Here is a 20,842-nt window from a genome sequence, read left to right on the forward strand (position 1 = left end):
AATACCAGCCCAGTATACCTTTCTCAATCACATCCCTGTAATTGAATTTGTCGTTTTTTGAGTAATTTCAGTTATTTCTCAAATAAAACCATGGACTCTAGATGTCCTGTCTGCGGGAACATATCCAGCACACGCATTTTGCTTATTTTGTAACCTTGCTCTAGCAAAGATTCGCTGTCTCTAGCCAAGGTCGATGGGTTACAGGAGACATACACTATTTTACTAGCATTAAACTGTCCAAGCTGCTCAACGATACCCTGCGCACCGGCACGAGCAGGGTCGAGCAAGATCTTATCGAAGCCCTGCTTTGACCACTCCTCGTTGCCATTCAGATCGGCAAGGTTGGCCTGATAAAACTCAGCATTCTCAACGCCCAGTTTAGTTGCGTTATGAGAAGCCCTGTCAACCATCTCTTGCACGCCCTCAATACCTATCACCTTGCTACTGAGTTTACCAATAGGGAAGGTAAAATTACCGATGCCACTAAATAGATCCAGAACGCGCTCACTTGCTTGCACATCTAGCCAACTGATCGCCTCTGAAACCATCTGCTGGTTCACACTGCGGTTAACTTGGATAAAGTCCGTGGGTAGAAATGAGAGCTCTGAGCCAGTCTCAGAGCATACTGGAGCATCGCCATGGACAATCTCAGGCTCAGTCTTGCCTTGATGCAGATACAGGCTCACTTGATGCGCTTTGGCAAATTCCAACATGGCTTCTTTATCTGCAACCTTGAGCTCCTCAGTCGTGCGTAGCAATACCACTTGGGTATTGTCGGCATCCACCAGCTCCAGATGCCCAAGGTTTCTTGGTTGAGAAAGAGAGGAAAGAGTGGCACGAGCAGGTGCTAATAAGCCTTGCAGGTTTGGCGACATTACAGGGCACTGGTCAATTGAGACAATCTGGTTGCTCTTACCCTGCCTAAAACCAAACTCCAATTGCTGAGATTTAGGATTCCAACGCAGACTGATGCGAGAACGTCTGCGATATCCCCTCTCGTCTCCTTGAATGATAGAGGAGAGCTCTACTGAAGGTGCCAGCTTGGACATCAATTTCTTAAAGGCCTGCTGTTTAACCTCAAGTTGGGTTTGATAAGGCATATGTTGCAGTGAGCACCCTCCACATTTGTCAAAATGTGGGCAGAAAGGCTCGCGTCGAGCATCGCTCTTCTGCTGAACCTTAATTAGCTTAGCGCGGATAAATTTACTCTTGGTCTCGGTAGGCTGAACCAACACCTTCTCGCCAACTAGAGCCCCCTCCACAAATACCAACTTCTTGTTATTAAAGCCAATCCCTGCCCCTTGGTAGTCATATCGTTCGATATCGACGGCAAAGTGCTTATTAGAGGTAGAGGTTTTCTTCGTCGGCTTAAAAAAGTTGGCCATATATCAAATTCTCGGTTAAACAATTTCCATACTATGCATTCGCTAGCAAGAAATATTGGGTTAGACTATATCCATTGCACCCTCACACCGGTGTGAGGAAAGGATTCGGCTTATTTTTTCACAGATAGCGCACCAATAAAACATGACAAGATACGGCTTACGCGCTCGCGTAATCACATTGACCCTTGCACCTACCCTTATTGTGGGTCTGCTATTGAGCGTCTTTTTCACTTCAAATCGCTACAACGACCTTGAATCTCAGCTAATCACTGCCGGTACCAACATCGTCGAACCCTTGGCTATCGCCAGTGAATTTGCCATGTTGCAACAAAACCGAGAAGCGGTGCGCCGTCTTATCAGTTATAGCCACAGAAAGCGTTCTGACGTGGTGCGCAGTATCGCGGTATTCGACGCCAACCACGAGCTATTCGTAACCTCAAACTTCCATCCGAATTTTCAAAGCTTGATGTTCTCGAAGGATCAACCGATCCCTATGCACAGCACAGTAGATCTTGTCGATACCAAGCTGATCATTCGTGCACCTATCATAGCCGAAGCTCAGTTTATTGCCCCGCAAGCGGATGCCAAAGAGACGGATCAGGTGCTCGGTTATATCGCTATCGAGCTAGATCTTTCTAGCCTTCGCTTGCAACAGTATCAAGAGATAGTGGTCGCGCTTATCGTGATGTTCCTGGGTGTCGGTTTGTCCGCATTCTTCGCCTATCGCCTGATGCAAGACATCACCATGCCGATCACCCACCTGAAAAACAGCGTGGATAGGATTCGCCGCGGTCAGCTTGACGTGCGTATCGAGGGTAAGATGCACGGTGAGCTGAACTCGCTAAAAACCGGTATCAACGCCATGGCTATGTCGCTGTCTGAATATCACATCGAGATGCAGCACAGTATCGACCAAGCTACCTCTGACTTGCGTGAGACCCTAGAGCAGCTAGAGATCCAAAACGTTGAGCTGGATATTGCGAAGAAGCGTGCCCAGGAAGCCGCTCGTGTGAAATCTGAATTCTTGGCCAACATGTCGCACGAGCTAAGAACCCCGCTTAATGGCGTTATCGGCTTTACCCGTCAGATGCTGAAAACCAACCTCAGCCACAGTCAGACCGACTATCTGCAAACCATTGAACGCTCAGCAAACAACCTGCTTAACATCATCAATGACATCTTGGACTTCTCGAAACTTGAGGCAGGTAAACTGCTCCTTGAGAACATTCCGTTTGATCTGCAAGAGTCTCTCGAAGAGGTCGTTAACCTGCAAGCACCAAGCGCCCATGAAAAAGGCCTAGAACTCACCCTTAAGGTCGATCCTAAGATCCCTGCAGGGGTTGTGGGTGATTCACTGCGCATTCAGCAGGTACTGACCAACCTTGTGGGGAACGCCATCAAGTTCACCGAGCGTGGCAATATCGATGTCTCTATCGAGCTACGTTCGCAAAAAGAAGATCAGGTCGAGATCCAGTTCATGGTTCGCGATACCGGTATCGGTATCTCAGAGCGCCAGCAGGCCCAGCTATTCCAGGCCTTTAGCCAAGCAGACGCGAGTATTACCCGTCGTTATGGCGGCACAGGCCTTGGCCTGGTTATCACCCAAAAACTGGTTCGTCAGATGGGCGGTGAGATCAGCCTGACTAGTCGCCTACACCAAGGTTCGACCTTCTGGTTCACTATTCGATTAACCACCACAGACCTACCTCTAGAGCAGCTTGACCTTACTTCTATCCGTGAGAAAGAAGTACTGCTTATCGAGCAAAACCTACAGGCAGCAAACGTGGTTCAGCAGCTTCTGACTCAAGAAGGCGTGATTACTCAGTACCGCTCTTCGATACCGGATAAGCTGTCTTCGCACGACTATATCGTCTACAACCTGCCGATTAATGAAGTGTACAGCGAAACCGAGCTGATCGACTTTATCCATAGGGCCAAAGCGGTATCACCAAATATTATTCTGGGTCTGCCGAGTAATCAGTTAGCACTATCTGAGATGTTGATGTCACAACACTCGGTCACCTGTGTGATCAAGCCGCTAACACGTACCAAGTTGATGCAGGCACTGCTTCACGGTCAAGAGATGCATGCCCTGCCATATACTAAGCCAGAGCCTGTGCTGCTAGAAAAACTGCCTCTCAAAGTGATGGCCGTGGACGACAACCCAGCCAACCTCAAGCTCATCAGTGCGCTTTTGGAAGAACACGTAGAGTCAGTAGTCACCTGCAACAACGGCCATGATGCAGTGACAGAGGCTAACAGCCGACATTTCGACCTGATTCTGATGGACATTCAGATGCCGGGTATGGACGGCGTTGCCGCCTGTCAGGCCATCAAGCAGAGTGACCTTAACAAAGATACGCCGGTGATTGCGGTAACCGCTCACGCCATGAGTGGAGAACGTGACCGATTGCTAGGCGCAGGTATGGATGACTATCTGACCAAGCCGATCGAGGAGCAGGTTCTGCTCAAGGTGCTAAACCATTGGGGCCAGAAAGAACCAGTTACCGAGAGCATGCCCATCAATACGCTGATTCATGCTGAACCTGAAGACCAGAAAAGCGATGTCATCATCGACTGGGACGCGGCTCTGACTCAGTCTGCGAATAAAGAAGACCTCGCCAAAGAGATGCTGCAGATGTTGGTGGACTATATCCCTGAGGTAAATCAGGTAATTGAAAAGGCCATCGACGAGCAGTCCGTGTCCAAAGATGAGCTTATCCATCATGTACACAAGATGCACGGCAGTAGCAGTTATTGCGGTGTGCCTAAGCTCAAAATCGCCTGTGCACAGGTTGAGAAAATGCTTCGCTCCGGCGGTACTGTTGAGGATATCGAACCAGAATTGCTAGAGCTTCAGGATGAGATGGAGAAGGTACAGACCACAGCGCGTCTATACCTTAGTTAACTAAAAAAACTAGGTTAACTCTCGAGGATAACGGTCGCCACTGCATAGTGGCGCTCGTCTGAGATAGATAGGTGGCAATGAGTGGCACCCATCTTGTCAGCAATGACCTTAGCCTGCCCTGATAACTCTAGATAGGGCTTACCAAATTCATCGTTGCGGATCTCAAAGTCTTGAAACGAGACACCTTTAGCGATACCCGTTCCCAGAGCCTTTGATGCAGCCTCTTTGGCTGCGAAGCGTTTAGCCAAAAACTTGGCTTGGGGTTTGATGGAATCAAACTGAGTCATTTCAGCTTCAGTAAGAATGCGCCTAGCAAAGGGATCGCCAGTGCGTGTCAGCGCCTTCTCTACTCGCTCAATCTCAGCAATATCTGTACCCAAACCAAGAATTGCCATTATTTACGCGCCTGCTCCATCACAGCCTTCATATCCGCTACTGCTTTGTGCAGACCGTCGAATACCGCACGACCAATAATAGAGTGGCCGATGTTTAGCTCGTAGATCTCAGGAAGTGCAGCGATAGGGCCAACATTGTGATACGTCAGGCCGTGACCCGCATTCACCGTAATACCTTGAGAATCAGCGTAACGTGCCGCTTCTGCAATGCGTTCTAGCTCTTTTGCTAGCTCTTTGTCATCGGTCGCTTCAGCGTAGTGACCAGTGTGAAGCTCTACAAATGGTGCGCCTGCTGCTTTGGATGCATCAATCTGAGACTGCTCAGGGTCGATAAATAGAGATACCTTGATGCCTGCTACGGTTAGTTTTTCAGTCGCCGCCTTGATCTTATCTAGGTGACCAACCACATCCAGACCACCTTCAGTGGTTAGCTCTTCACGCTTCTCTGGTACTAGACATACATACTCAGGCTTAGTCTCAAGAGCAATGTTGACCATCTCTTCAGTCACAGCCATCTCTAGGTTCATGCGCGTTTGAATGGTCTCAGCTAGGATACGAACGTCGCGGTCAAGGATATGACGACGGTCTTCGCGAAGGTGGATAGTGATGCCATCAGCACCTGCACGTTCAGCAATCTCTGCTGCATGTACAGGGTCTGGGTATTTGGTGCCGCGGGCGTTTCTTAGGGTTGCTACGTGGTCAATATTGACGCCAAGTAGAATCGGTTTCATTGTCCAATGCTCCGTGTGCGGGGAAGGAAAAGTTCCCTACTTTTTAATGGTTTGCCACCAAGATAAGGCTTTAATGCTATACGTGTAAAGCGCTTGGCCGCACTTAATTGTGCCGGTGTTGTAAATCTTCTTTCCGCTATGGCGATAAGCTCCTCACCGCTAAAAGTAAGGTTGTCTTTGCGCACCGAGGCGATAAAGCCTTGTTGCTCACGATAGCGATAGGTCATCTTAGGATCGACGGGTTCACCAGTACCCGAGCAGTGCATGAAATCTACCCCGTAGCCAAGCGCGGATAATAAGGCCAGTTCAAACCGGCGGAGAGCTGGTTCTGGGTTGGTAGCTTGAGCAAGCTCAGTCAATGCATGCAGATAGTCGATGAATAGCTCTGGATATGGCACTTCATGGGCTGTCACTCGAGCCAATATCTCATTCACATACATAGCCGAGTAGAGGTTTACCCCTGACAGGGGCAGACCAAGGCTGATTGGCTCAGCTTGACGCAGGGTTTTCATTGAGCCACCACCACCCCACTTGAGCAGTAATGGGGTAAAGGGCTGCAGTGCCCCTTTTAGGGGCGAGCGTTTGCTACGTCCCCCCTTACTGAGTATGGTGACGCGACCATAGTCTTCGGAGAAGACATCCAATATTAAGCTTGATTCTGTGTAGGGCCTGCGATGCAACACAAAGCAACGCTGAAAGCCATCAATCACACTCACTTATCACACCCTAGAGACAAAAAACTCCACCTGAGCGGTGGAGTTTCGAAATAATTATAGGTCGTCCATGTAGCCCAGAGAGCGCAACGCTCGCTCATCATCAGCCCAACCAGACTTAACCTTAACCCAGGTTTCGAGGTACACCTTACGGCCAAACAGCTCTTCCATATCTAGACGAGCCTCACGGCCGATGGTTTTGATCTTATCGCCACCCTTACCGATAACCATCTTCTTCTGACCTGTTCGTTCAACCAGAATCAGGGCATTGATGTGGAACCCATCTGTATCTGGGTTGTAGTCAAAACGCTCGATCTCAACGGTTACTGAATATGGAAGTTCGTCACCAGTAAAGCGCATTAACTTCTCACGTACGATCTCTGAAGCCATAAAGCGCTGAGAGCGGTCAGTCACATACTCTTCTGGAAAGTGATGAATAGCTTTCGGCAAATGCTCGCGAACATGCTTACGCAGCACATCGATATTCTTACCTTGCTTAGCCGAGATAGGCACCATGTCCACGAAATCCATCTTCTCAGACATATCTTGCATATGAGTCATAACTAGATTGCGGTCTTTAACCTGATCAACCTTATTCACACACAGAACAACTGGGAAGTTGGCAGCCTTAAGCTTATTCAGAACCATCTCATCGTCTGCCGTCCAGTGGGTGCCATCCACAAGGAAGAACACTAGATTCACATCACTCAATGTACTGTTCGCCGCGCGGTTCATCAAACGGTTGATAGCGCGCTTCTCTTCGATATGAAGACCTGGGGTATCGACGAAGATAGCCTGATAATCACCGTCAGTATCAACACCCATGATGCGGTGACGTGTGGTCTGAGGCTTACGCGAGGTGATAGAGATCTTCTGACCCAGAATATGGTTCAGTAGAGTCGATTTACCTACGTTTGGACGACCAACTATAGCGATAAAGCCACAATGTTGGTTTTCTTCAGAGGTCGCTTGCTCTTGATTGTGAGACGCAAAATAGGCGTCTAGATCGAACTCTTGCTCTTCTGAGTTATCGTGATTAGACATTCGTTAGTTTCTCCAATGCAAGTTCAGCTGCTGCTTGTTCCGCCTTACGACGGCTAGTACCCACGCCTTTTACTGGCTGATCGATACCCGTTACTGCACACATAACGGTGAACTCTTGGTTATGAGCCTCACCCTTAATTCTAGTCACTTCATAGCTAGGAAGTGGCTTACGGCGTCCTTGCAGGAATTCTTGAAGACGAGTCTTAGGGTCTTTTTGAGATACGCCAGGCTTGATCTCCTCGAGGCGTGTCTTATACCAACCCAGTACCATCTTGCGAACTGTTTCTGTGTCACTGTCTAGGTAAACCGCACCTATGATGGCTTCAACTGCATCCGCCAAGATAGATTCACGACGGAAACCGCCGCTCTTCAACTCACCTGGACCTAATTTTAAGTAGTCACCTAACTCGAACTCACGCGCAAGCTCAGCCAAGGTTTTACCTCGGACTAGGGTCGCACGCATACGGCTCATATCCCCTTCGTTTACCTGAGGAAAACGATGGTACAAGTCGTCGGTGATAACAAAACTTAAAATTGAATCGCCCAGAAACTCTAGTCGCTCATTATGCTTACTATTGGCACTCCTATGAGTGAGTGCCAATTGAAGATGAGCAAGGTTCTCAAACTTGTAACCTATGCTCTTCTCTAGTCTTGATAGTTGAGAATTCATACTCTCTCTAGTTACTCAATACCGCCAATGCGGTTAAAACGAACCCCTGTCGGGATCCAAGATGGTAGGATGCTGTCTTGACCACGCTCAAACTCGAAACTGATCCAGATACCTACCGCTTTGCCAACCAAGTTGGCTTCAGGTACGAAGCCCCAATAACGGCTGTCTGCGCTGTTATCACGGTTATCGCCCATCATGAAGTAATGACCTTCAGGAACAACCCATTCATTCACGCCAGAGCGAGGCTGATACGCCGCCACATTGTCCTGACGAAGTGGGTTGATCAAAATCTGGTGTTGATGCTCACCTAGGCTCTCGTCTAGACGAATCATCGGAATGTTGTTTTGAACAAATTCGCTCTCTGCATAATTAGTCAGAGGCACTGGATTACAGCGACTCTCACCCTTTGGCTTCACACACAGTTGCTTGTCACGGCTGTAACGCACCGTATCACCCGGCAGACCAATAACACGTTTAATGTAGTCAATATTTGGCTGAGGTGGGAACTTAAACACCGCGATATCACCGCGCTCAGGCTTACCTGTCTCTATCAACTGAGAACGAAATACAGGGTCTTTCAGGCCGTATGAATACTTCTCAACTAGGATGAAATCACCCACTAGCAGAGTTGGCATCATAGAGCCAGACGGGATCTGGAATGGTTCATAAATAAATGAACGAAGCACCAGAACGAAAGCAATTACAGGGAAGATAGAAACACTGTTCTCGATCCACCATGGCTGAGCAGTGATCTTTGCCTTGGTTTGCTCATCCAACTCATTGGTTTGAGCCTCGACTTCAGCAACCTTGGCTTGACGCTGCTTGCCCCATTTTAGTTTTTCAAAGGCGTAAACAATACCAGTCACAAGAGTCACGATGACTAGGATTAGAGAAAACGTGTTAGCCATTTAAATCCCTTAAAATTACCTGTTTCAAAAACAACGAAAGTGAAAGAGCCGATGACCCTTTCACTTTTATACAATTCATTATTAGACGGTCAATCTATTAATCTTTGCCAACATGAAGAATCGCTAGGAAAGCTTCTTGCGGAAGCTCAACGTTACCGATCTGCTTCATGCGCTTTTTACCTTCTTTCTGCTTCTTCAGAAGCTTCTTCTTACGGCTCACGTCACCGCCATAACATTTAGCGATTACGTTCTTACGCAGCTGCTTAACCGTTGAGCGTGCGATGATGTGGTTACCGATCGCCGCTTGAATCGCGATATCAAACATCTGACGAGGAATGAACTCCTTCATCTTCTCAACCAGTAGACGGCCGCGGCTTTGCGCTTGGTCTTTGTGAGTGATGATTGCCAGTGCATCTACGGTGTCGCCGTTAAGCAATACATCTACACGTACCATGTTCGACGCGTCATAACGCTGGAAGTTGTAATCCAGTGATGCGTAGCCTCGAGAGGTCGATTTCAATCGGTCGAAGAAGTCTAGAACTACCTCTGCCATAGGAATATCGTAAGTCAGAGCAACCTGATTGCCGTGATAAACCATGTCAACCTGAACACCACGCTTCTCAACACACAAGGTAATTACGTTACCAAGGTAGTCAGAAGGTACTAGGATGTTACAGCGAGCGATAGGCTCACGGATTTCTTCTAGATCATTGACCGCTGGAAGCTTCGCTGGGCTATCCACATATAGGATTTCGCCGTTAGTCTTAGCTACTTCGTACACTACGGTTGGCGCTGTGGTGATTAGGTCAAGGTCGTATTCACGCTCTAGACGCTCCTGGATAACCTCCATATGAAGCATACCAAGGAAGCCACAACGGAAACCAAAACCAAGTGCTGCCGAGTTCTCTGGCTCGTAGAACAGAGACGCATCGTTCAGGCTCAGTTTACCTAGCGCATCACGGAAGCTTTCATAGTCATCAGAAGATACAGGGAATAGACCTGCATAAACCTGAGGTTTCACTTTTTTGAAGCCTGGTAGAGCTTCCTCACAACCCCCCTTAGCTAGGGTCAAGGTATCACCTACTGGTGCACCTAGGATGTCTTTAATACCACATACTACCCAGCCTACTTCGCCGGTATTCAGTTCAGTGGTGTCTACTTGTTTTGGAGTAAAGATACCTAGACGGTCTACACCCCACACTTGGCCGGTACTCATTACCTTGATCTTGTCGTTCTTCTTCAATACGCCATTTTTAATACGCACAAGAGAAACAACACCTAGGTAGTTATCGAACCAAGAGTCGATAATTAGTGCTTGTAGAGGAGCATCAGGATCACCTTCTGGTGCAGGGATCGCCTTCACGATTTCTTCCAACACCTCATCAACGCCAAGGCCTGTCTTCGCCGAACAGCGAACAGCTTCCATCGCATCAATACCAACGATCTCTTCGATTTCTTCAGATACACGCTCTGGATCAGCGGCAGGCAGGTCAATCTTGTTTAGAATTGGCACAACCTCTAGATCCATCTCGATAGCCGTATAGCAGTTCGCTAGCGTCTGAGCTTCTACACCCTGACCTGCGTCTACTACTAGCAGTGCACCTTCACACGCAGCAAGAGAACGAGAAACCTCATAAGAGAAATCCACGTGTCCTGGGGTGTCGATGAAGTTTAGCTGATAGGTTTCCCCATCTTTCGCTTTGTAGTCCAAAGTCACACTCTGTGACTTGATGGTGATACCGCGCTCTCTTTCAAGATCCATAGAATCAAGAACTTGCGCTTCCATTTCGCGGTCACTAAGGCCACCACATACCTGGATCAGACGATCCGATAGAGTGGATTTACCATGGTCAATGTGGGCAATAATAGAAAAGTTACGAATGTTCTTCATTTTAGATGCGGTTAGACTCTTACTAATTGAAAGGGAAAATGTAGCTACATTTTGCTCAAGTGGGCAGATTCTACCTAATTTCAGCCTAGGTAGCTATCCTCATTTTATTTCTAAAGGTTGACCCAATGTGCGTACTAGCGTAACCCTTTGGTCCGCTTGGCTATAGCGAAGGCGAGCCTTAATGATAAGGCCACTGATTAGTGCACCCAGAGCACCGAGTACGATGCTAGGCCACTCAACTCCGTCAAAAGCAAGATTAGAGATATAGGCGCCGATAGCAGCACCAATGAACAAACCCAATAGAGGCACTAGATAAACAATAGAGGCAATCGAGAGTAGTTCTTTCTCAGGCAGTCCAATCTCAACGACATCCCCAACAGAAAGCTTTACTGTGGTACTCATGCTCCAAGCATGTTGGCGGTTGCCGATTGCCTTCGAAACTTGACCCGTAGCGCAGTGAGATTTGGAAGCGCAGCCACTGCATGAGGTTTGCTGCTCACAAGAAAGCCCCACGATGTAACTCGCAGAGTCTTTTGGGTCGGATGACACGCTAGTCACCTCAGCCAGTGCTCGCATCATTGCACGAGTACCGACTGGAAGGTTACAGATTGTAGGATACGTTGCGCAGTGCTCGGCGGGATATCGCCCACCACGATCACCTCGTGCTTATCGACTACAGCACTTTGTAGAGTACGTCGGCCTTGCCGCACAAGTTGGCGCTTCAACGAGAAATCGTCTTCCGGTGCAACATAGATAGAGAATTGGAACAGACCATCGGTATAGATTTGACTCTCTACTACACGGTTTGAGCCAAACAATGGATGACTCTGGATCTTCTTACTCTTAAAGCCCTGCGGCATCCAAGTGGCTTGCCAGCCTACTTGTGTTACCTGACTATCAGGCAGAGTTACCACCTCAGGCAATGTCGCTTTTTCCAGCCCTTTCATTACAGGGACTAGATGGTCAGTAACAGAGAAAGAAACGGTACGATACTGCTCTAGGATTTCACCATCACGGTCAATGAGATCAGCACGCAGTGGTAATCCACTTTGTTCTTCAACCCAGACGATATAGGAGTAACGCTGGCCATCTTTTGGGACCACACGGATAACATCCGTTGCCGCACCAGCCTCGCGTGCTCTGCCTACCTTGACTACGTCATAGTTGTCTTTGAGCTTGTTAACGTCCACCTTCAGCATAGGCATCAAAGGGGCCACCATCTTATCAGACTCAATGGTAAAAGGGTCAATGCCAGGCTCAATGTAGCTCACCTGGTTGCCACGCTGGATCACCTCGCGGACAGGTCCACTGAGATACACCAGTTGTGCAAGTTGATTGCCGTTATCTACGGCTTGGCGATATACAAGGGGTTCGATACTGCTCTTACGAATCAGTACGTAAGACATCTCGTAGTTAAGCGAATGGCTCGCTTCACTCATCTTATCCAACAGCACCGACGCACCTTCGTTGGCCGACGCGATGGATGGAAGGGAAAGACTGATCAGTGCAACGGCACTGGCCAGGAATTTTTTCATTTGATTTCCGAATCTTGTGTGGATGGTTCTGAACCTTGGTTCAAGCGTAACTGTAGTTCGTAGTCTTGCAAGATAGTATTGATACGACGACGCTGTTCGGCGATTTTTTCATCGCTCGCTGCGGTCTCAGCCTGAGGACGCACTGACTCACGGGTCAGGCTCACTGGCTCTACACTACCTGCTAGTGGAACGGTTTGAAGCACTGGAATCTCACTTTGCTCCACGCCATTACCGTCAATACTGCCACCGTACTGTTGTACGCCCACAATAACCGCAAAAGATACGCAAGCAGCAACCGCTACTTGACCAAACTGGGTTAGCCATTGTGGCAACGCCTTCTTAGCCTGCGAAGGTGTAGGCTGAGGCTCCATCATAGGTTTAACGTTAGTCGAGTGTGCTGGTTCGTCTTCTAGAGCAAGAGCTACTCGAGAAGCGATATCCCAATCCGCAGATTGAGGGGCGTCACCTCGCATTACATCACCTATGAGATGATAATTCTGCCATGTCTGCTGCGCATCCTTGTCATGCTCTAGGTCGGCAAGCAGGGCCTTATCGATGGTCTCCCCATCGAGTAGAGCAGAAATATTTTCTTTGTTAGACATTAGTTTCACCTTAATGGTCACTATCGTTGCAGAAGCGGTTTCATCTTCTTTTCTACCGCTTCACGCGCACGGAAAATTCTGGAGCGTACTGTCCCAACGGGGCATTCCATTACAGCCGCTATTTCCTCATAACTGAGGCCATCCAATTCACGTAACGTCATCGCCGTTTTCAAGTCTTCAGGTAGTGCTTCGATCGCATCAAATACCACCTGCTTCAATTCTTTCGACAATGCCAAATTCTCTGGGTTCGAAATTTCTTTGAGCGCATTTCCTGTTTCGTAGTATTCAGCGTCTTCCGCATCTACGTCGGTAGCAGGAGGTCTGCGCCCTTGAGCAACAATATGGTTCTTGGCCGTGTTTACGGCGATACGGTAAAGCCAAGTGTAAAAGGCACTCTCTCCACGAAAGTTTGGGATAGCTCGGTATGCCTTTATAAAAGCTTCTTGGGCTACATCCGCCACATCACTCGGGTTATTCACGTATCGGGAGATCAAGTTACATACTTTATTCTGGTACTTGACCACCAGCAGGTTAAATGCCTGTTTGTCCCCATTTTGAATGCGCTCAATCAGAACCTGATCGGTCAACTGCTCGTTCATTCGAGCTTATACTCCTATGTTCATCCGCACCTTCTCAGGTGTGGGTGTATTAGAATGTGATCTATGATTGACACCACTATTCGCTTGAGCACTATTGTGACCTATAGGGCCTGCAAAAGTTCAAATTGATTAAGTTTTTTTCAAACTTAATCAAAAATGTGATGTACTACGCGTGTATTTACGCCTTTTTCTTCTTATTTAGCGTCCGAATTCGGCGCATTTTGATTCAACACAAGGCGCATAAAAACGACACATAGTCGAATAGTAGCACCCTAACTATCACTGAAGTTAATAACAAGTAAAAACTACAAATACCTATCCAGTGAGTTAGAGCTAGCAAATATAAATAGGGAACGACATTTCGATGAATTCAAATACTCAGCAACAGTGCGATGTTCTGGTTGTAGGCAGTGGCGCGGCTGGCCTGTCTCTGGCACTTCGTATCGCCAATAAGGCAAAGGTAATAGTACTCAGCAAGAGCCTGAGTCGTGAGGGCGCGACCTTCTATGCCCAAGGTGGTATAGCGGCCGTTTTTGACGAGAGCGACACTATTGAGTCGCACGTAGATGATACCTTGATTGCTGGTGCTGGCCTTTGTGAAAAAGATAAGGTTCAGTTTATTGCAGAAAACGCACGTGAATGTGTGCAATGGCTCATCGACGGCGGTGTTCCTTTCGATCAGGAAGAAACAGATGAAGAGAGCGATGAACCTCGCTACCACCTGACCCGTGAAGGCGGTCATAGTCACAGACGTATCCTGCACGCTGCCGATGCAACCGGCATGGCGATGCAAACTTCTCTGCAAGAAAACGTACTCAACCATCCGAACATCACTGTTCTTGAACGCCACAATGCAGTCGACCTGATCACTGAAGACAAGATAAAAGAAGGCGGCAATGCCAAAAAGATCGTCGGCGCTTATATCTGGAACCGTGATTCCGAACACGTAGAGACAGTAGCTGCGAAATTCGTTGTTCTGGCAACGGGCGGTGCGTCTAAGGTGTATCAATACACCAGTAACCCAGATGTATCCTCTGGTGACGGTATTGCGATGGCATGGCGTGCAGGTTGCCGTGTAGCTAACCTGGAATTTAACCAGTTTCACCCTACTTGCCTGTACCACCCAGAGGCTCGTAACTTCCTTCTAACAGAGGCACTGCGTGGTGAAGGCGCTTACCTACGTCGTCCAGACGGCACACGCTTTATGCCGGACTTCGATGAACGTGAAGAACTGGCACCGCGTGATATCGTGGCACGCGCCATCGACTTTGAGATGAAGCGATTGGGTGCAGACTGCATGTACCTGGACATCACTCACAAGTCTCCAGAATTTATCATGAAGCATTTCCCAACCATCTATATGCGTCTACAAGACCTTGGTTTGGACATGACTAAAGAGCAGATCCCTATCGTACCTGCCGCTCACTACACCTGTGGTGGTGTCATGGTGAACACAAAGGGTGAGACGGATGTTGAGCGTCTGTATGCCATCGGTGAGGTAAGCTACACAGGTCTGCACGGTGCAAACCGCATGGCTTCAAACTCACTGCTAGAGTGCGTGGTTTATGCATGGGCGGCAGCTAAAAGCATCATGCAAGAAATCGATGCGGCCGATATGCCAGGCGAACTTCCAAACTGGGATGAAAGCCAGGTATGTAACTCAGATGAAGAGGTAGTGCTGCAACACAATTGGCACGAACTGCGTCTATTTATGTGGGACTACATGGGTATCGTGCGCACCGATAAGCGCCTTGAGCGTGCACTTCGTCGTATTCAGCTGCTTCAGCAAGAGGTACACGACTACTACAGCAACTTCCGCGTATCCAACAACCTGCTTGAATTGCGTAACCTACTTCAGGTGGCTGAGCTTATGGTGAAAAGCGCCATGGAGCGCAAAGAGAGCCGTGGCCTACATTACACCTTGGATTATCCGGACACCTTACCAGAGGCAAAACCGACCATCCTAGAACCATAAAAAAAGGCGCCTCGGCGCCTTTTTTGTTTTATCTAACCTTACTCATATTGTGAGCAACCACCTTATCTACCATAGAGGCAAGGGCTAAGTTCTCACTGCGACCGTGGCCCATTACCCAAGTAAATAGGTCTGGGTCATCGCATTCTAGTAGGGATACAAAATCTCTCTGTTCCTGTTCCGTCAAACCTTCGAAGCACTCTTCGAAAAAAGGCATGATAACCACATCTAGCTCTAGCATTCCACGACGGCATGCCCACTTGATACGTGCTTTATCCTCAACTGTAAACATGAGTTAACCTCTTAATAATCCATTTTCGTTTTACCCGAGTGTATCAATAGCGAGAGGTCGTAACCATTAATTAAATCACAGCTTTTTAACTCGCTTAGACAAGCTCAGATTTAACTATTACCATGTGCCTATAATTTCGAAGCAAGGAAACACCATGAACCTACCCGCTTTAGCATGGACAGAGCTCAACCAATGGAAAGCCATCACAGTAACTGGCGACGATAAGAAGAGCTATCTTCAAGGCCAAGTTACCTGTGACTTAGTAACCTTAGACCTAGGCTCCTCAACCCTAGGTGCTCACTGCGATGCTAAAGGAAAGATGTGGAGCATCTTCCGTCTATTTAATCACGCTGAAGGCTATGCCCTTTGGCAGCCTGCCTCAGGTATAGATACCGCATTTACAGAGCTAAAGAAGTATTCTGTGTTCTCTAAGGTAGAGATGAACATCAGTGATGCAGTCAGCTTGGGTGTTCTGGGTGAAAAAGCAGAAACCTTTATCGACACCTTAAGTGAGAGCCGAGATTCAGTGCGCGCTATCGAAGGTGGTTCAGCGGTTAAAGTCGATGACCAGCGTTGGCTCCTGCTTGTTGATAGCAACACAGCAGAGCAGCTCAAAGCCAAACTGACAGATACTGAACAACTGGACGCTGGTATCTGGGACGGTCTGGATATCGCGCAAGGCATCCCTCGCATTGAAGCCAAAGATCAAAGTCAGCACATTCCGCAAAACCTGAACCTACAAGCTCTAGGTGGGGTTAGCTTTGAGAAAGGCTGCTACACAGGCCAAGAAACCGTGGCTCGCGCTAAGTACCGTGGTATGAATAAGCGAGTCATGCGCATCATCTCAGGTACGGCACAGGGTGATAGTTTTGAGTTTGAACGTCAGGTAGGTGAAAACTGGCGCGGCGCAGGTGAAGCGCTAGCGCACTATGTAGCCGAGGACGGTACAGCTATGGCGCTTATCGTGGTTAACAAAGACCTAGAGGACGAGACCAAACTTCGCCTAAAAGAAGCACCCGAGAACATCTGGAAGCTTGAACCACTGCCTTACGCCCTCGATGACTGATACCTCAGTAACCCAATATCTAGACCAGCAGGGTGTATCTTACACCCTGCTTCCACATAAAACCCCTGCCGTTTCTATCGAAGACGCGGCTCGTCAACGCGGCATCAGCCCTAGCATCATGCTAAAGACCATGCTACTTCGAGATATGGGAGGACTGATGTTCGTCGCCTGTGTTCCCGGAGATCAGCAGGTCGACCCGAAAAAGGTCCGAGCCCACTTTGAGTGCAGACGCGTTACTTGTGTCGGTTTTGAAGAGGTGCAATCCATTACAGGTTATAAGCCTGGCACACTCACTCCTTTTCACCTTTCACGAGATATTCAAGTTATCTTTGATCGGCAGATATTAGAGTTGCCTCAAGTGACCATCAGTAGTGGAACAGACATGGCAGGTGTGCTTCTCAGCACCCAAGATATGCTTGAACTGTGCACCCCACACATCAATGACATAGTTCGTTACAAATAGAGTTCGATGATTTTTGAACTAGTTGAACATTAATTCATCCAACTATCAGTGACAAAAGTTTTAACGTTCAACCACTTACACCTTTATGCAATATAACTCCGACTTATGTCACCTATTCAGATGAAAGTTTCGTGCATGTGAGCCGTTCTGTTTATAAATCCAGCCACATCACAATTTCGTAATACCAAATAGCCTATAATGTGCTTCGCCATGGAGGCACAGCAAAACTATAAAAGGTATCAGTAATGAGACTGTTTAAGCGTTATATTCCATCTTTGATTGCCAAGCACATAAGTAGATTGTTCAAGGGACGAATTTATATCTACGGCATTGGTAAGTTCGAATTTGACCAGGGTAAACTGATCTTGCCTCACCACGCTGAGGAGCGTCACTTCAAAGCAGTAAAAGAAGTAAACGTAGAGATCAAACGACTTAGAGAATGTTACGTGTAATACCAAAAGAGGAGGCTTAGCCTCCTCTTTTTTTTATCTTGCCAATTTAGGCAGGTCGCCTTTGAGACCCAGAGCTCGATGCATCACCTCGTTCTTAAATCCGGGTAGACTGCCTGCTAGGTTCATGCCCATACCACGCACCAGTTTTTTCACTGGATCGTCCCCACTGAACAACTCTTTGAATACCTGCATAGCAGAGATCATTTTTACAGCTTCAGCTTTACGCCAACGTTCATAGTGTCTTAGGTTAAGGTAATCGCCTATATCCCTGCCCGAATCCCAAAGTTTCTGTAGCTCTTCAGCAAGGCTAGCGGCATCCAACATGCCTAGGTTTACACCTTGCCCCGCAAGCGGGTGGATAGTATGTGCTGCATCCCCCACCAAAGCGATACGTGAGCGAGCAAAGTCTCTTGCATAACGCATTCGAAGCGGGATCCCCTGACGCTCTGAGATACTTTGAACTCGACCGAGTTGAAGGTCAAAATCTACTACCAAGGGTTTAATGAAATCTTCTTCAGAAAGGTTGAGTAACTCGGTCGCTCTATCTGTCTGCTGAGACCATACGATAGAGCACAATTTGTCATCGTCGAGAGGTAGGAAAGCCAGCGGGCCGTGTTTAGTAAATACTTGGCGCGCAGTATGCTGATGTGGCTCTTCCATCTCAACATTGCATACTATCGCGGTGTGGTCATAATCCCACTCTGTTAGAGGAATATCCTGTTGCTGCCTCACCCAAGAGTTAGCGCCATCTGCGGCAACCACAAGTTTTGCCGTCAGATTCTGACCATTGTCGAGAGTTAGCCATGCCTCTCGCTCACCTACTGCCAAGCTTTGACAGCGATTAGGACGATAAAAGGTCACGTTTGGCATCTGCTCAACCTGCTTTAGAAGGCCTGATGCGATAATCTGATTTTCAACGATATAGCCTAGGTTATCTTGAAGCACATCATTGGCAGTGAATTCAATCTTGGCGAAGCTATCCTTCTCCCACACCTGCATCTGATTGTAAGGAGTGCACCTGTGCTGGGCGATATTATCCCAAGCACCTAAGCGCTCTAGAATACGCTCACTGGCACGACTCAATGCAGAGACGCGAGAAGCCGGCTCATCACTGATCTCTTTGGTTTCTGCCCCTTCGATGATTGCGATACGCATATCCGTATCCTTCAGTGCCAGCGCCAAAGTAAGCCCGACCATACCCCCGCCAACAATGGCTAAGTCCACGTTCTTAATCATACTAATTCTTTACCAATCCTAAACTTCTGTTGGTTATCCATGCTTGCACCGGTGTCAGGGTATCGAAGGCCATTAGGCCTAGATTTCGTCCAACTACTGTTGGCGCCCAATTATTTGAGAAAAGGCGAACCAGCCCAGTGGTCATACCCACGGTTGCATTCCTGTCATCTTCTCTTGCACTGCGGTATTCAGAGAGACACCGGTAGCTCCCTACATCGGTAGATTGAGCAATAACCTCTGTTAACGTGGCGACATCTCGAATACCTAGATTGAAACCTTGCCCTGCGATTGGGTGCAGGGTTTGTGCGGCGTTGCCGACAAAGGCAATTCTATGATGGATAGTACGCTCGCGAGTATACAAAGAGAGCGGATAAGAAAATCTTGAACCTACCTTAACCAGTTTACCCAAACGCCAACCAAAGGCTTGTTGCAACTGCGCTAAGAAGGTTTCGTCATCCCATTGTGTAGCTTGTGCAAGCTGAGCGTCATCCAGACACCACACCAACGACATACGTTGCTGTGTCATAGGTAGCAAGGCCAGTGGGCCATTCTCAGTAAAACGCTCGAATGCCTGACCTTGATGAGGCTCCGCAAGTTCAATATTCGCTATCAGCGCATTCTGACCCAGCTCTTCAATTTGATTCGGTATTTTAAGGAGTTCAGCCACCTTAGAACGAGTGCCATCAGCTGCAACCAGAAGCTCAGCCTCGAGCGTCTCACCACTACTAAGACCAACCTCAACCTTGTCCTGAAACTGGGTCACCGACGCTACGCTATCGGGACAAAACAAGGTGATTTCAGGCTCATTTTCAAGCAACTGAAAATAGCTTTGGCCTACCTTTTCAAGCTCTACGACGGAGCCTAAATAAGGCTTATTCATCGCATCGGCTTCGAAACCGGTTTGGCCGAAGTGTCCTTTATCAGAGACATGAATGGTGCGTATTGGACTCGCTTGCTCTTCAAGCGCATCCCAGAGTTGGAAGCGCTTTAACAGCTCTATGGTGCCATATGAGAGTGCGATGGAGCGGGCATCGAACCCAGGGTGTTCCTTGCTTGGCCTGTGTGGGTCGACCACAGCTACCTTTTTACCTGCAAGTCTAGTTAGAGCGAGAGCAAGTGTTGCTCCGCTCATCGCTGCTCCAGAAATTACTACATCGAAGCGCACGGATATCCTTAATGAATAGTTTTAGATTCTGTTTCTGCTGGCTTTTGTCCTAAGTCAGCATGAATGGTCAGCACGCATACCTTCACGTGCTCAATCACTTGCTCAAGAAGCAGAGCTTGCTCTTGAAGATCATCCTCAGGGTCAATCTCAAGCTTAGAAATCTCTAGCAAATCCTCAAGAGCCTCTTGGGCTTGCTCACTTGCTTTATCTACTTTCGCACCAATCAAACCAAGCCCTGATGCAAAGTGACTCACCCATTCACTCAGAGCTTCAGCATAAGCGACTAACTCATCGTCTTCTGGAAGCAAAAGACTCAATTCAAAGCCTTGGTCATTTAGTTCTTCCTGAGTCGCCTTGAGTGCTAACTCAGCAGCAGCAAGGCTTGCCATTGGCCAACCTTGACCATCATTAGTGTAATCAAAAATAAGTGGTTGCCAGCCGTCACTATCTGTCTGTAAGCCACCACTTAGCATTCCCACCAACAAACCGTGCATTTCAGCTGGCGACACAGATAGGCCTGAGCTCGCAAATTGGTCTGCAGTTGACTGATATTGAGGGAGTTTAGTTTGGCTCATAGTTAAATCTCGACGATAATGTTTAAGGTTATAGTAACACTAGCTATAGACCGATACATCGCAAAAAAGCATCAGGTTGCGGTTTTGCGAAGCAGATTTCACCAACCTTTGTGTAAATAGGACGCAGACGTCTCGCCACAGGGCGGAAAAGCTTGAATCTTAAAATGGGTTTTTCTATAGTTTCTTTCCTGTAGGTGCACCGGACGCACATGCTTACTTAAGCCATCACGAGTTATCGAA

Annotated in this window: 21 protein-coding genes; 5 read left to right on the forward strand and 16 right to left on the reverse strand. The window is 47.9% G+C overall.

Annotation, left to right across the window (positions count from 1 at the left end):
* Positions 1 to 71: 71 nt before the first annotated feature.
* The gene (gene rlmD, locus Pcarn_RS11480; protein ID WP_261834002.1) at positions 72 to 1,385 is read right to left on the reverse strand and encodes a 23S rRNA (uracil(1939)-C(5))-methyltransferase RlmD; all 1,314 of its coding nucleotides are present in this window, start codon (positions 1,383 to 1,385) and stop codon (positions 72 to 74) included.
* A gap of 142 nt (positions 1,386 to 1,527) precedes the next feature.
* Here rlmD and barA point away from each other — a divergent pair, with 142 nt between their 5' ends.
* Complete coding sequence (gene barA, locus Pcarn_RS11485; protein WP_261834003.1) at positions 1,528 to 4,293, forward strand: two-component sensor histidine kinase BarA; 2,766 nt, start codon at positions 1,528 to 1,530, stop codon at positions 4,291 to 4,293.
* 14 nt (positions 4,294 to 4,307) lie between these two features.
* Here barA and acpS read toward each other — a convergent pair whose 3' ends face one another.
* The 11 genes from acpS to rpoE form a co-directional block, all read right to left on the reverse strand.
* Positions 4,308 to 4,688 carry a holo-ACP synthase gene (acpS, locus tag Pcarn_RS11490; protein ID WP_261834004.1) on the reverse strand — a complete coding sequence of 127 codons (381 nt, stop codon included), beginning with the start codon at positions 4,686 to 4,688 and terminating at the stop codon, positions 4,308 to 4,310.
* Positions 4,688 to 5,419, reverse strand: coding sequence for a pyridoxine 5'-phosphate synthase (pdxJ, locus tag Pcarn_RS11495; protein WP_261834005.1), 732 nt, complete (start codon positions 5,417 to 5,419; stop codon positions 4,688 to 4,690). Before pdxJ ends, acpS begins: the two co-directional genes overlap by 1 nt.
* Complete coding sequence (gene recO, locus Pcarn_RS11500; RefSeq protein ID WP_261834006.1) at positions 5,416 to 6,135, reverse strand: DNA repair protein RecO; 720 nt, start codon at positions 6,133 to 6,135, stop codon at positions 5,416 to 5,418. The genes pdxJ and recO overlap by 4 nt, the downstream gene beginning before the upstream one ends.
* Before the next feature lie 54 nt (positions 6,136 to 6,189).
* Entirely contained in the window at positions 6,190 to 7,176 is a 987-nt protein-coding gene (gene era / locus Pcarn_RS11505; RefSeq protein WP_261834007.1) for a GTPase Era, read from the reverse strand.
* Positions 7,169 to 7,846, reverse strand: a complete 678-nt coding sequence (rnc, locus tag Pcarn_RS11510) for a ribonuclease III (protein WP_261834008.1) — start codon at positions 7,844 to 7,846, stop codon at positions 7,169 to 7,171. Before rnc ends, era begins: the two co-directional genes overlap by 8 nt.
* Positions 7,847 to 7,857: 11 nt before the next feature.
* Positions 7,858 to 8,754 carry a signal peptidase I gene (gene lepB / locus Pcarn_RS11515; RefSeq protein ID WP_261834009.1) on the reverse strand — a complete coding sequence of 299 codons (897 nt, stop codon included), beginning with the start codon at positions 8,752 to 8,754 and terminating at the stop codon, positions 7,858 to 7,860.
* Positions 8,755 to 8,851: 97 nt separating this feature from the next.
* Positions 8,852 to 10,645, reverse strand: coding sequence for a translation elongation factor 4 (gene lepA, locus Pcarn_RS11520; RefSeq protein ID WP_261834010.1), 1,794 nt, complete (start codon positions 10,643 to 10,645; stop codon positions 8,852 to 8,854).
* 99 nt (positions 10,646 to 10,744) lie between these two features.
* Positions 10,745 to 11,224 carry a SoxR reducing system RseC family protein gene (locus tag Pcarn_RS11525; protein ID WP_261834011.1) on the reverse strand — a complete coding sequence of 160 codons (480 nt, stop codon included), beginning with the start codon at positions 11,222 to 11,224 and terminating at the stop codon, positions 10,745 to 10,747.
* Positions 11,221 to 12,180: a sigma-E factor regulatory protein RseB gene (gene rseB / locus Pcarn_RS11530; RefSeq protein WP_261834012.1), complete on the reverse strand. Its 960-nt coding sequence runs from the start codon at positions 12,178 to 12,180 to the stop codon at positions 11,221 to 11,223. Before rseB ends, Pcarn_RS11525 begins: the two co-directional genes overlap by 4 nt.
* The gene (locus tag Pcarn_RS11535) at positions 12,177 to 12,782 is read right to left on the reverse strand and encodes an RseA family anti-sigma factor (protein WP_261834013.1); all 606 of its coding nucleotides are present in this window, start codon (positions 12,780 to 12,782) and stop codon (positions 12,177 to 12,179) included. The genes rseB and Pcarn_RS11535 overlap by 4 nt, the downstream gene beginning before the upstream one ends.
* 20 nt (positions 12,783 to 12,802) lie before the next feature.
* A complete protein-coding gene (rpoE, locus tag Pcarn_RS11540) occupies positions 12,803 to 13,381 on the reverse strand; it encodes an RNA polymerase sigma factor RpoE (protein WP_261834014.1) in 579 nt (192 codons plus the stop codon).
* Between the two features lie 364 nt (positions 13,382 to 13,745).
* Here rpoE and nadB point away from each other — a divergent pair, with 364 nt between their 5' ends.
* A complete protein-coding gene (gene nadB / locus Pcarn_RS11545) occupies positions 13,746 to 15,356 on the forward strand; it encodes an L-aspartate oxidase (protein WP_261834015.1) in 1,611 nt (536 codons plus the stop codon).
* A gap of 28 nt (positions 15,357 to 15,384) precedes the next feature.
* Here nadB and Pcarn_RS11550 read toward each other — a convergent pair whose 3' ends face one another.
* The gene (locus Pcarn_RS11550) at positions 15,385 to 15,645 is read right to left on the reverse strand and encodes an FAD assembly factor SdhE (RefSeq protein WP_261834016.1); all 261 of its coding nucleotides are present in this window, start codon (positions 15,643 to 15,645) and stop codon (positions 15,385 to 15,387) included.
* Positions 15,646 to 15,799: 154 nt separating this feature from the next.
* Here Pcarn_RS11550 and ygfZ point away from each other — a divergent pair, with 154 nt between their 5' ends.
* The 3 genes from ygfZ to Pcarn_RS11565 all read left to right on the forward strand — a co-directional run bounded on the left by ygfZ (position 15,800) and on the right by Pcarn_RS11565 (position 17,626).
* Positions 15,800 to 16,711, forward strand: a complete 912-nt coding sequence (ygfZ, locus tag Pcarn_RS11555; protein ID WP_261834017.1) for a tRNA-modifying protein YgfZ — start codon at positions 15,800 to 15,802, stop codon at positions 16,709 to 16,711.
* Positions 16,704 to 17,174 carry an aminoacyl-tRNA deacylase gene (locus Pcarn_RS11560; protein WP_261834018.1) on the forward strand — a complete coding sequence of 157 codons (471 nt, stop codon included), beginning with the start codon at positions 16,704 to 16,706 and terminating at the stop codon, positions 17,172 to 17,174. Before ygfZ ends, Pcarn_RS11560 begins: the two co-directional genes overlap by 8 nt.
* Positions 17,175 to 17,419: 245 nt before the next feature.
* Entirely contained in the window at positions 17,420 to 17,626 is a 207-nt protein-coding gene (locus Pcarn_RS11565; RefSeq protein ID WP_261834019.1) for a DUF1107 domain-containing protein, read from the forward strand.
* 33 nt (positions 17,627 to 17,659) lie between these two features.
* Here the strand turns inward: Pcarn_RS11565 and Pcarn_RS11570 are convergent, their stop codons facing one another.
* From Pcarn_RS11570 to Pcarn_RS11580, 3 genes are read right to left on the reverse strand one after another with little or no spacing between them, the layout of a single operon-like run.
* Positions 17,660 to 18,862 carry an FAD-dependent 2-octaprenylphenol hydroxylase gene (locus tag Pcarn_RS11570; RefSeq protein WP_261834020.1) on the reverse strand — a complete coding sequence of 401 codons (1,203 nt, stop codon included), beginning with the start codon at positions 18,860 to 18,862 and terminating at the stop codon, positions 17,660 to 17,662.
* Position 18,863: 1 nt separating this feature from the next.
* Complete coding sequence (ubiH, locus tag Pcarn_RS11575; protein ID WP_390904438.1) at positions 18,864 to 20,027, reverse strand: 2-octaprenyl-6-methoxyphenyl hydroxylase; 1,164 nt, start codon at positions 20,025 to 20,027, stop codon at positions 18,864 to 18,866.
* 8 nt (positions 20,028 to 20,035) lie between these two features.
* Complete coding sequence (locus Pcarn_RS11580) at positions 20,036 to 20,602, reverse strand: UPF0149 family protein (RefSeq protein WP_261834021.1); 567 nt, start codon at positions 20,600 to 20,602, stop codon at positions 20,036 to 20,038.
* Positions 20,603 to 20,842 lie beyond the last annotated feature (240 nt).

It is taken from the genome of Vibrio ishigakensis, assembly GCF_024347675.1.
GTDB lineage: Bacteria > Pseudomonadota > Gammaproteobacteria > Enterobacterales > Vibrionaceae > Vibrio > Vibrio ishigakensis.

Coding starts and splice junctions, on each gene's coding strand:
- rlmD (WP_261834002.1), bottom strand. CDS start 1,385: ATGGCCAACTTTTTTAAGCCGACGAAGAAAACCTCTACCTCTAATAAG.
- barA (WP_261834003.1), top strand. CDS start 1,528: ATGACAAGATACGGCTTACGCGCTCGCGTAATCACATTGACCCTTGCA.
- acpS (WP_261834004.1), bottom strand. CDS start 4,688: ATGGCAATTCTTGGTTTGGGTACAGATATTGCTGAGATTGAGCGAGTA.
- pdxJ (WP_261834005.1), bottom strand. CDS start 5,419: ATGAAACCGATTCTACTTGGCGTCAATATTGACCACGTAGCAACCCTA.
- era (WP_261834007.1), bottom strand. CDS start 7,176: ATGTCTAATCACGATAACTCAGAAGAGCAAGAGTTCGATCTAGACGCC.
- rnc (WP_261834008.1), bottom strand. CDS start 7,846: ATGAATTCTCAACTATCAAGACTAGAGAAGAGCATAGGTTACAAGTTT.
- lepB (WP_261834009.1), bottom strand. CDS start 8,754: ATGGCTAACACGTTTTCTCTAATCCTAGTCATCGTGACTCTTGTGACT.
- lepA (WP_261834010.1), bottom strand. CDS start 10,645: ATGAAGAACATTCGTAACTTTTCTATTATTGCCCACATTGACCATGGT.
- Pcarn_RS11525 (WP_261834011.1), bottom strand. CDS start 11,224: ATGATGCGAGCACTGGCTGAGGTGACTAGCGTGTCATCCGACCCAAAA.
- rseB (WP_261834012.1), bottom strand. CDS start 12,180: ATGAAAAAATTCCTGGCCAGTGCCGTTGCACTGATCAGTCTTTCCCTT.
- Pcarn_RS11535 (WP_261834013.1), bottom strand. CDS start 12,782: ATGTCTAACAAAGAAAATATTTCTGCTCTACTCGATGGGGAGACCATC.
- rpoE (WP_261834014.1), bottom strand. CDS start 13,381: ATGAACGAGCAGTTGACCGATCAGGTTCTGATTGAGCGCATTCAAAAT.
- nadB (WP_261834015.1), top strand. CDS start 13,746: ATGAATTCAAATACTCAGCAACAGTGCGATGTTCTGGTTGTAGGCAGT.
- Pcarn_RS11550 (WP_261834016.1), bottom strand. CDS start 15,645: ATGTTTACAGTTGAGGATAAAGCACGTATCAAGTGGGCATGCCGTCGT.
- ygfZ (WP_261834017.1), top strand. CDS start 15,800: ATGAACCTACCCGCTTTAGCATGGACAGAGCTCAACCAATGGAAAGCC.
- Pcarn_RS11560 (WP_261834018.1), top strand. CDS start 16,704: ATGACTGATACCTCAGTAACCCAATATCTAGACCAGCAGGGTGTATCT.
- Pcarn_RS11565 (WP_261834019.1), top strand. CDS start 17,420: ATGAGACTGTTTAAGCGTTATATTCCATCTTTGATTGCCAAGCACATA.
- Pcarn_RS11570 (WP_261834020.1), bottom strand. CDS start 18,862: ATGATTAAGAACGTGGACTTAGCCATTGTTGGCGGGGGTATGGTCGGG.
- Pcarn_RS11580 (WP_261834021.1), bottom strand. CDS start 20,602: ATGAGCCAAACTAAACTCCCTCAATATCAGTCAACTGCAGACCAATTT.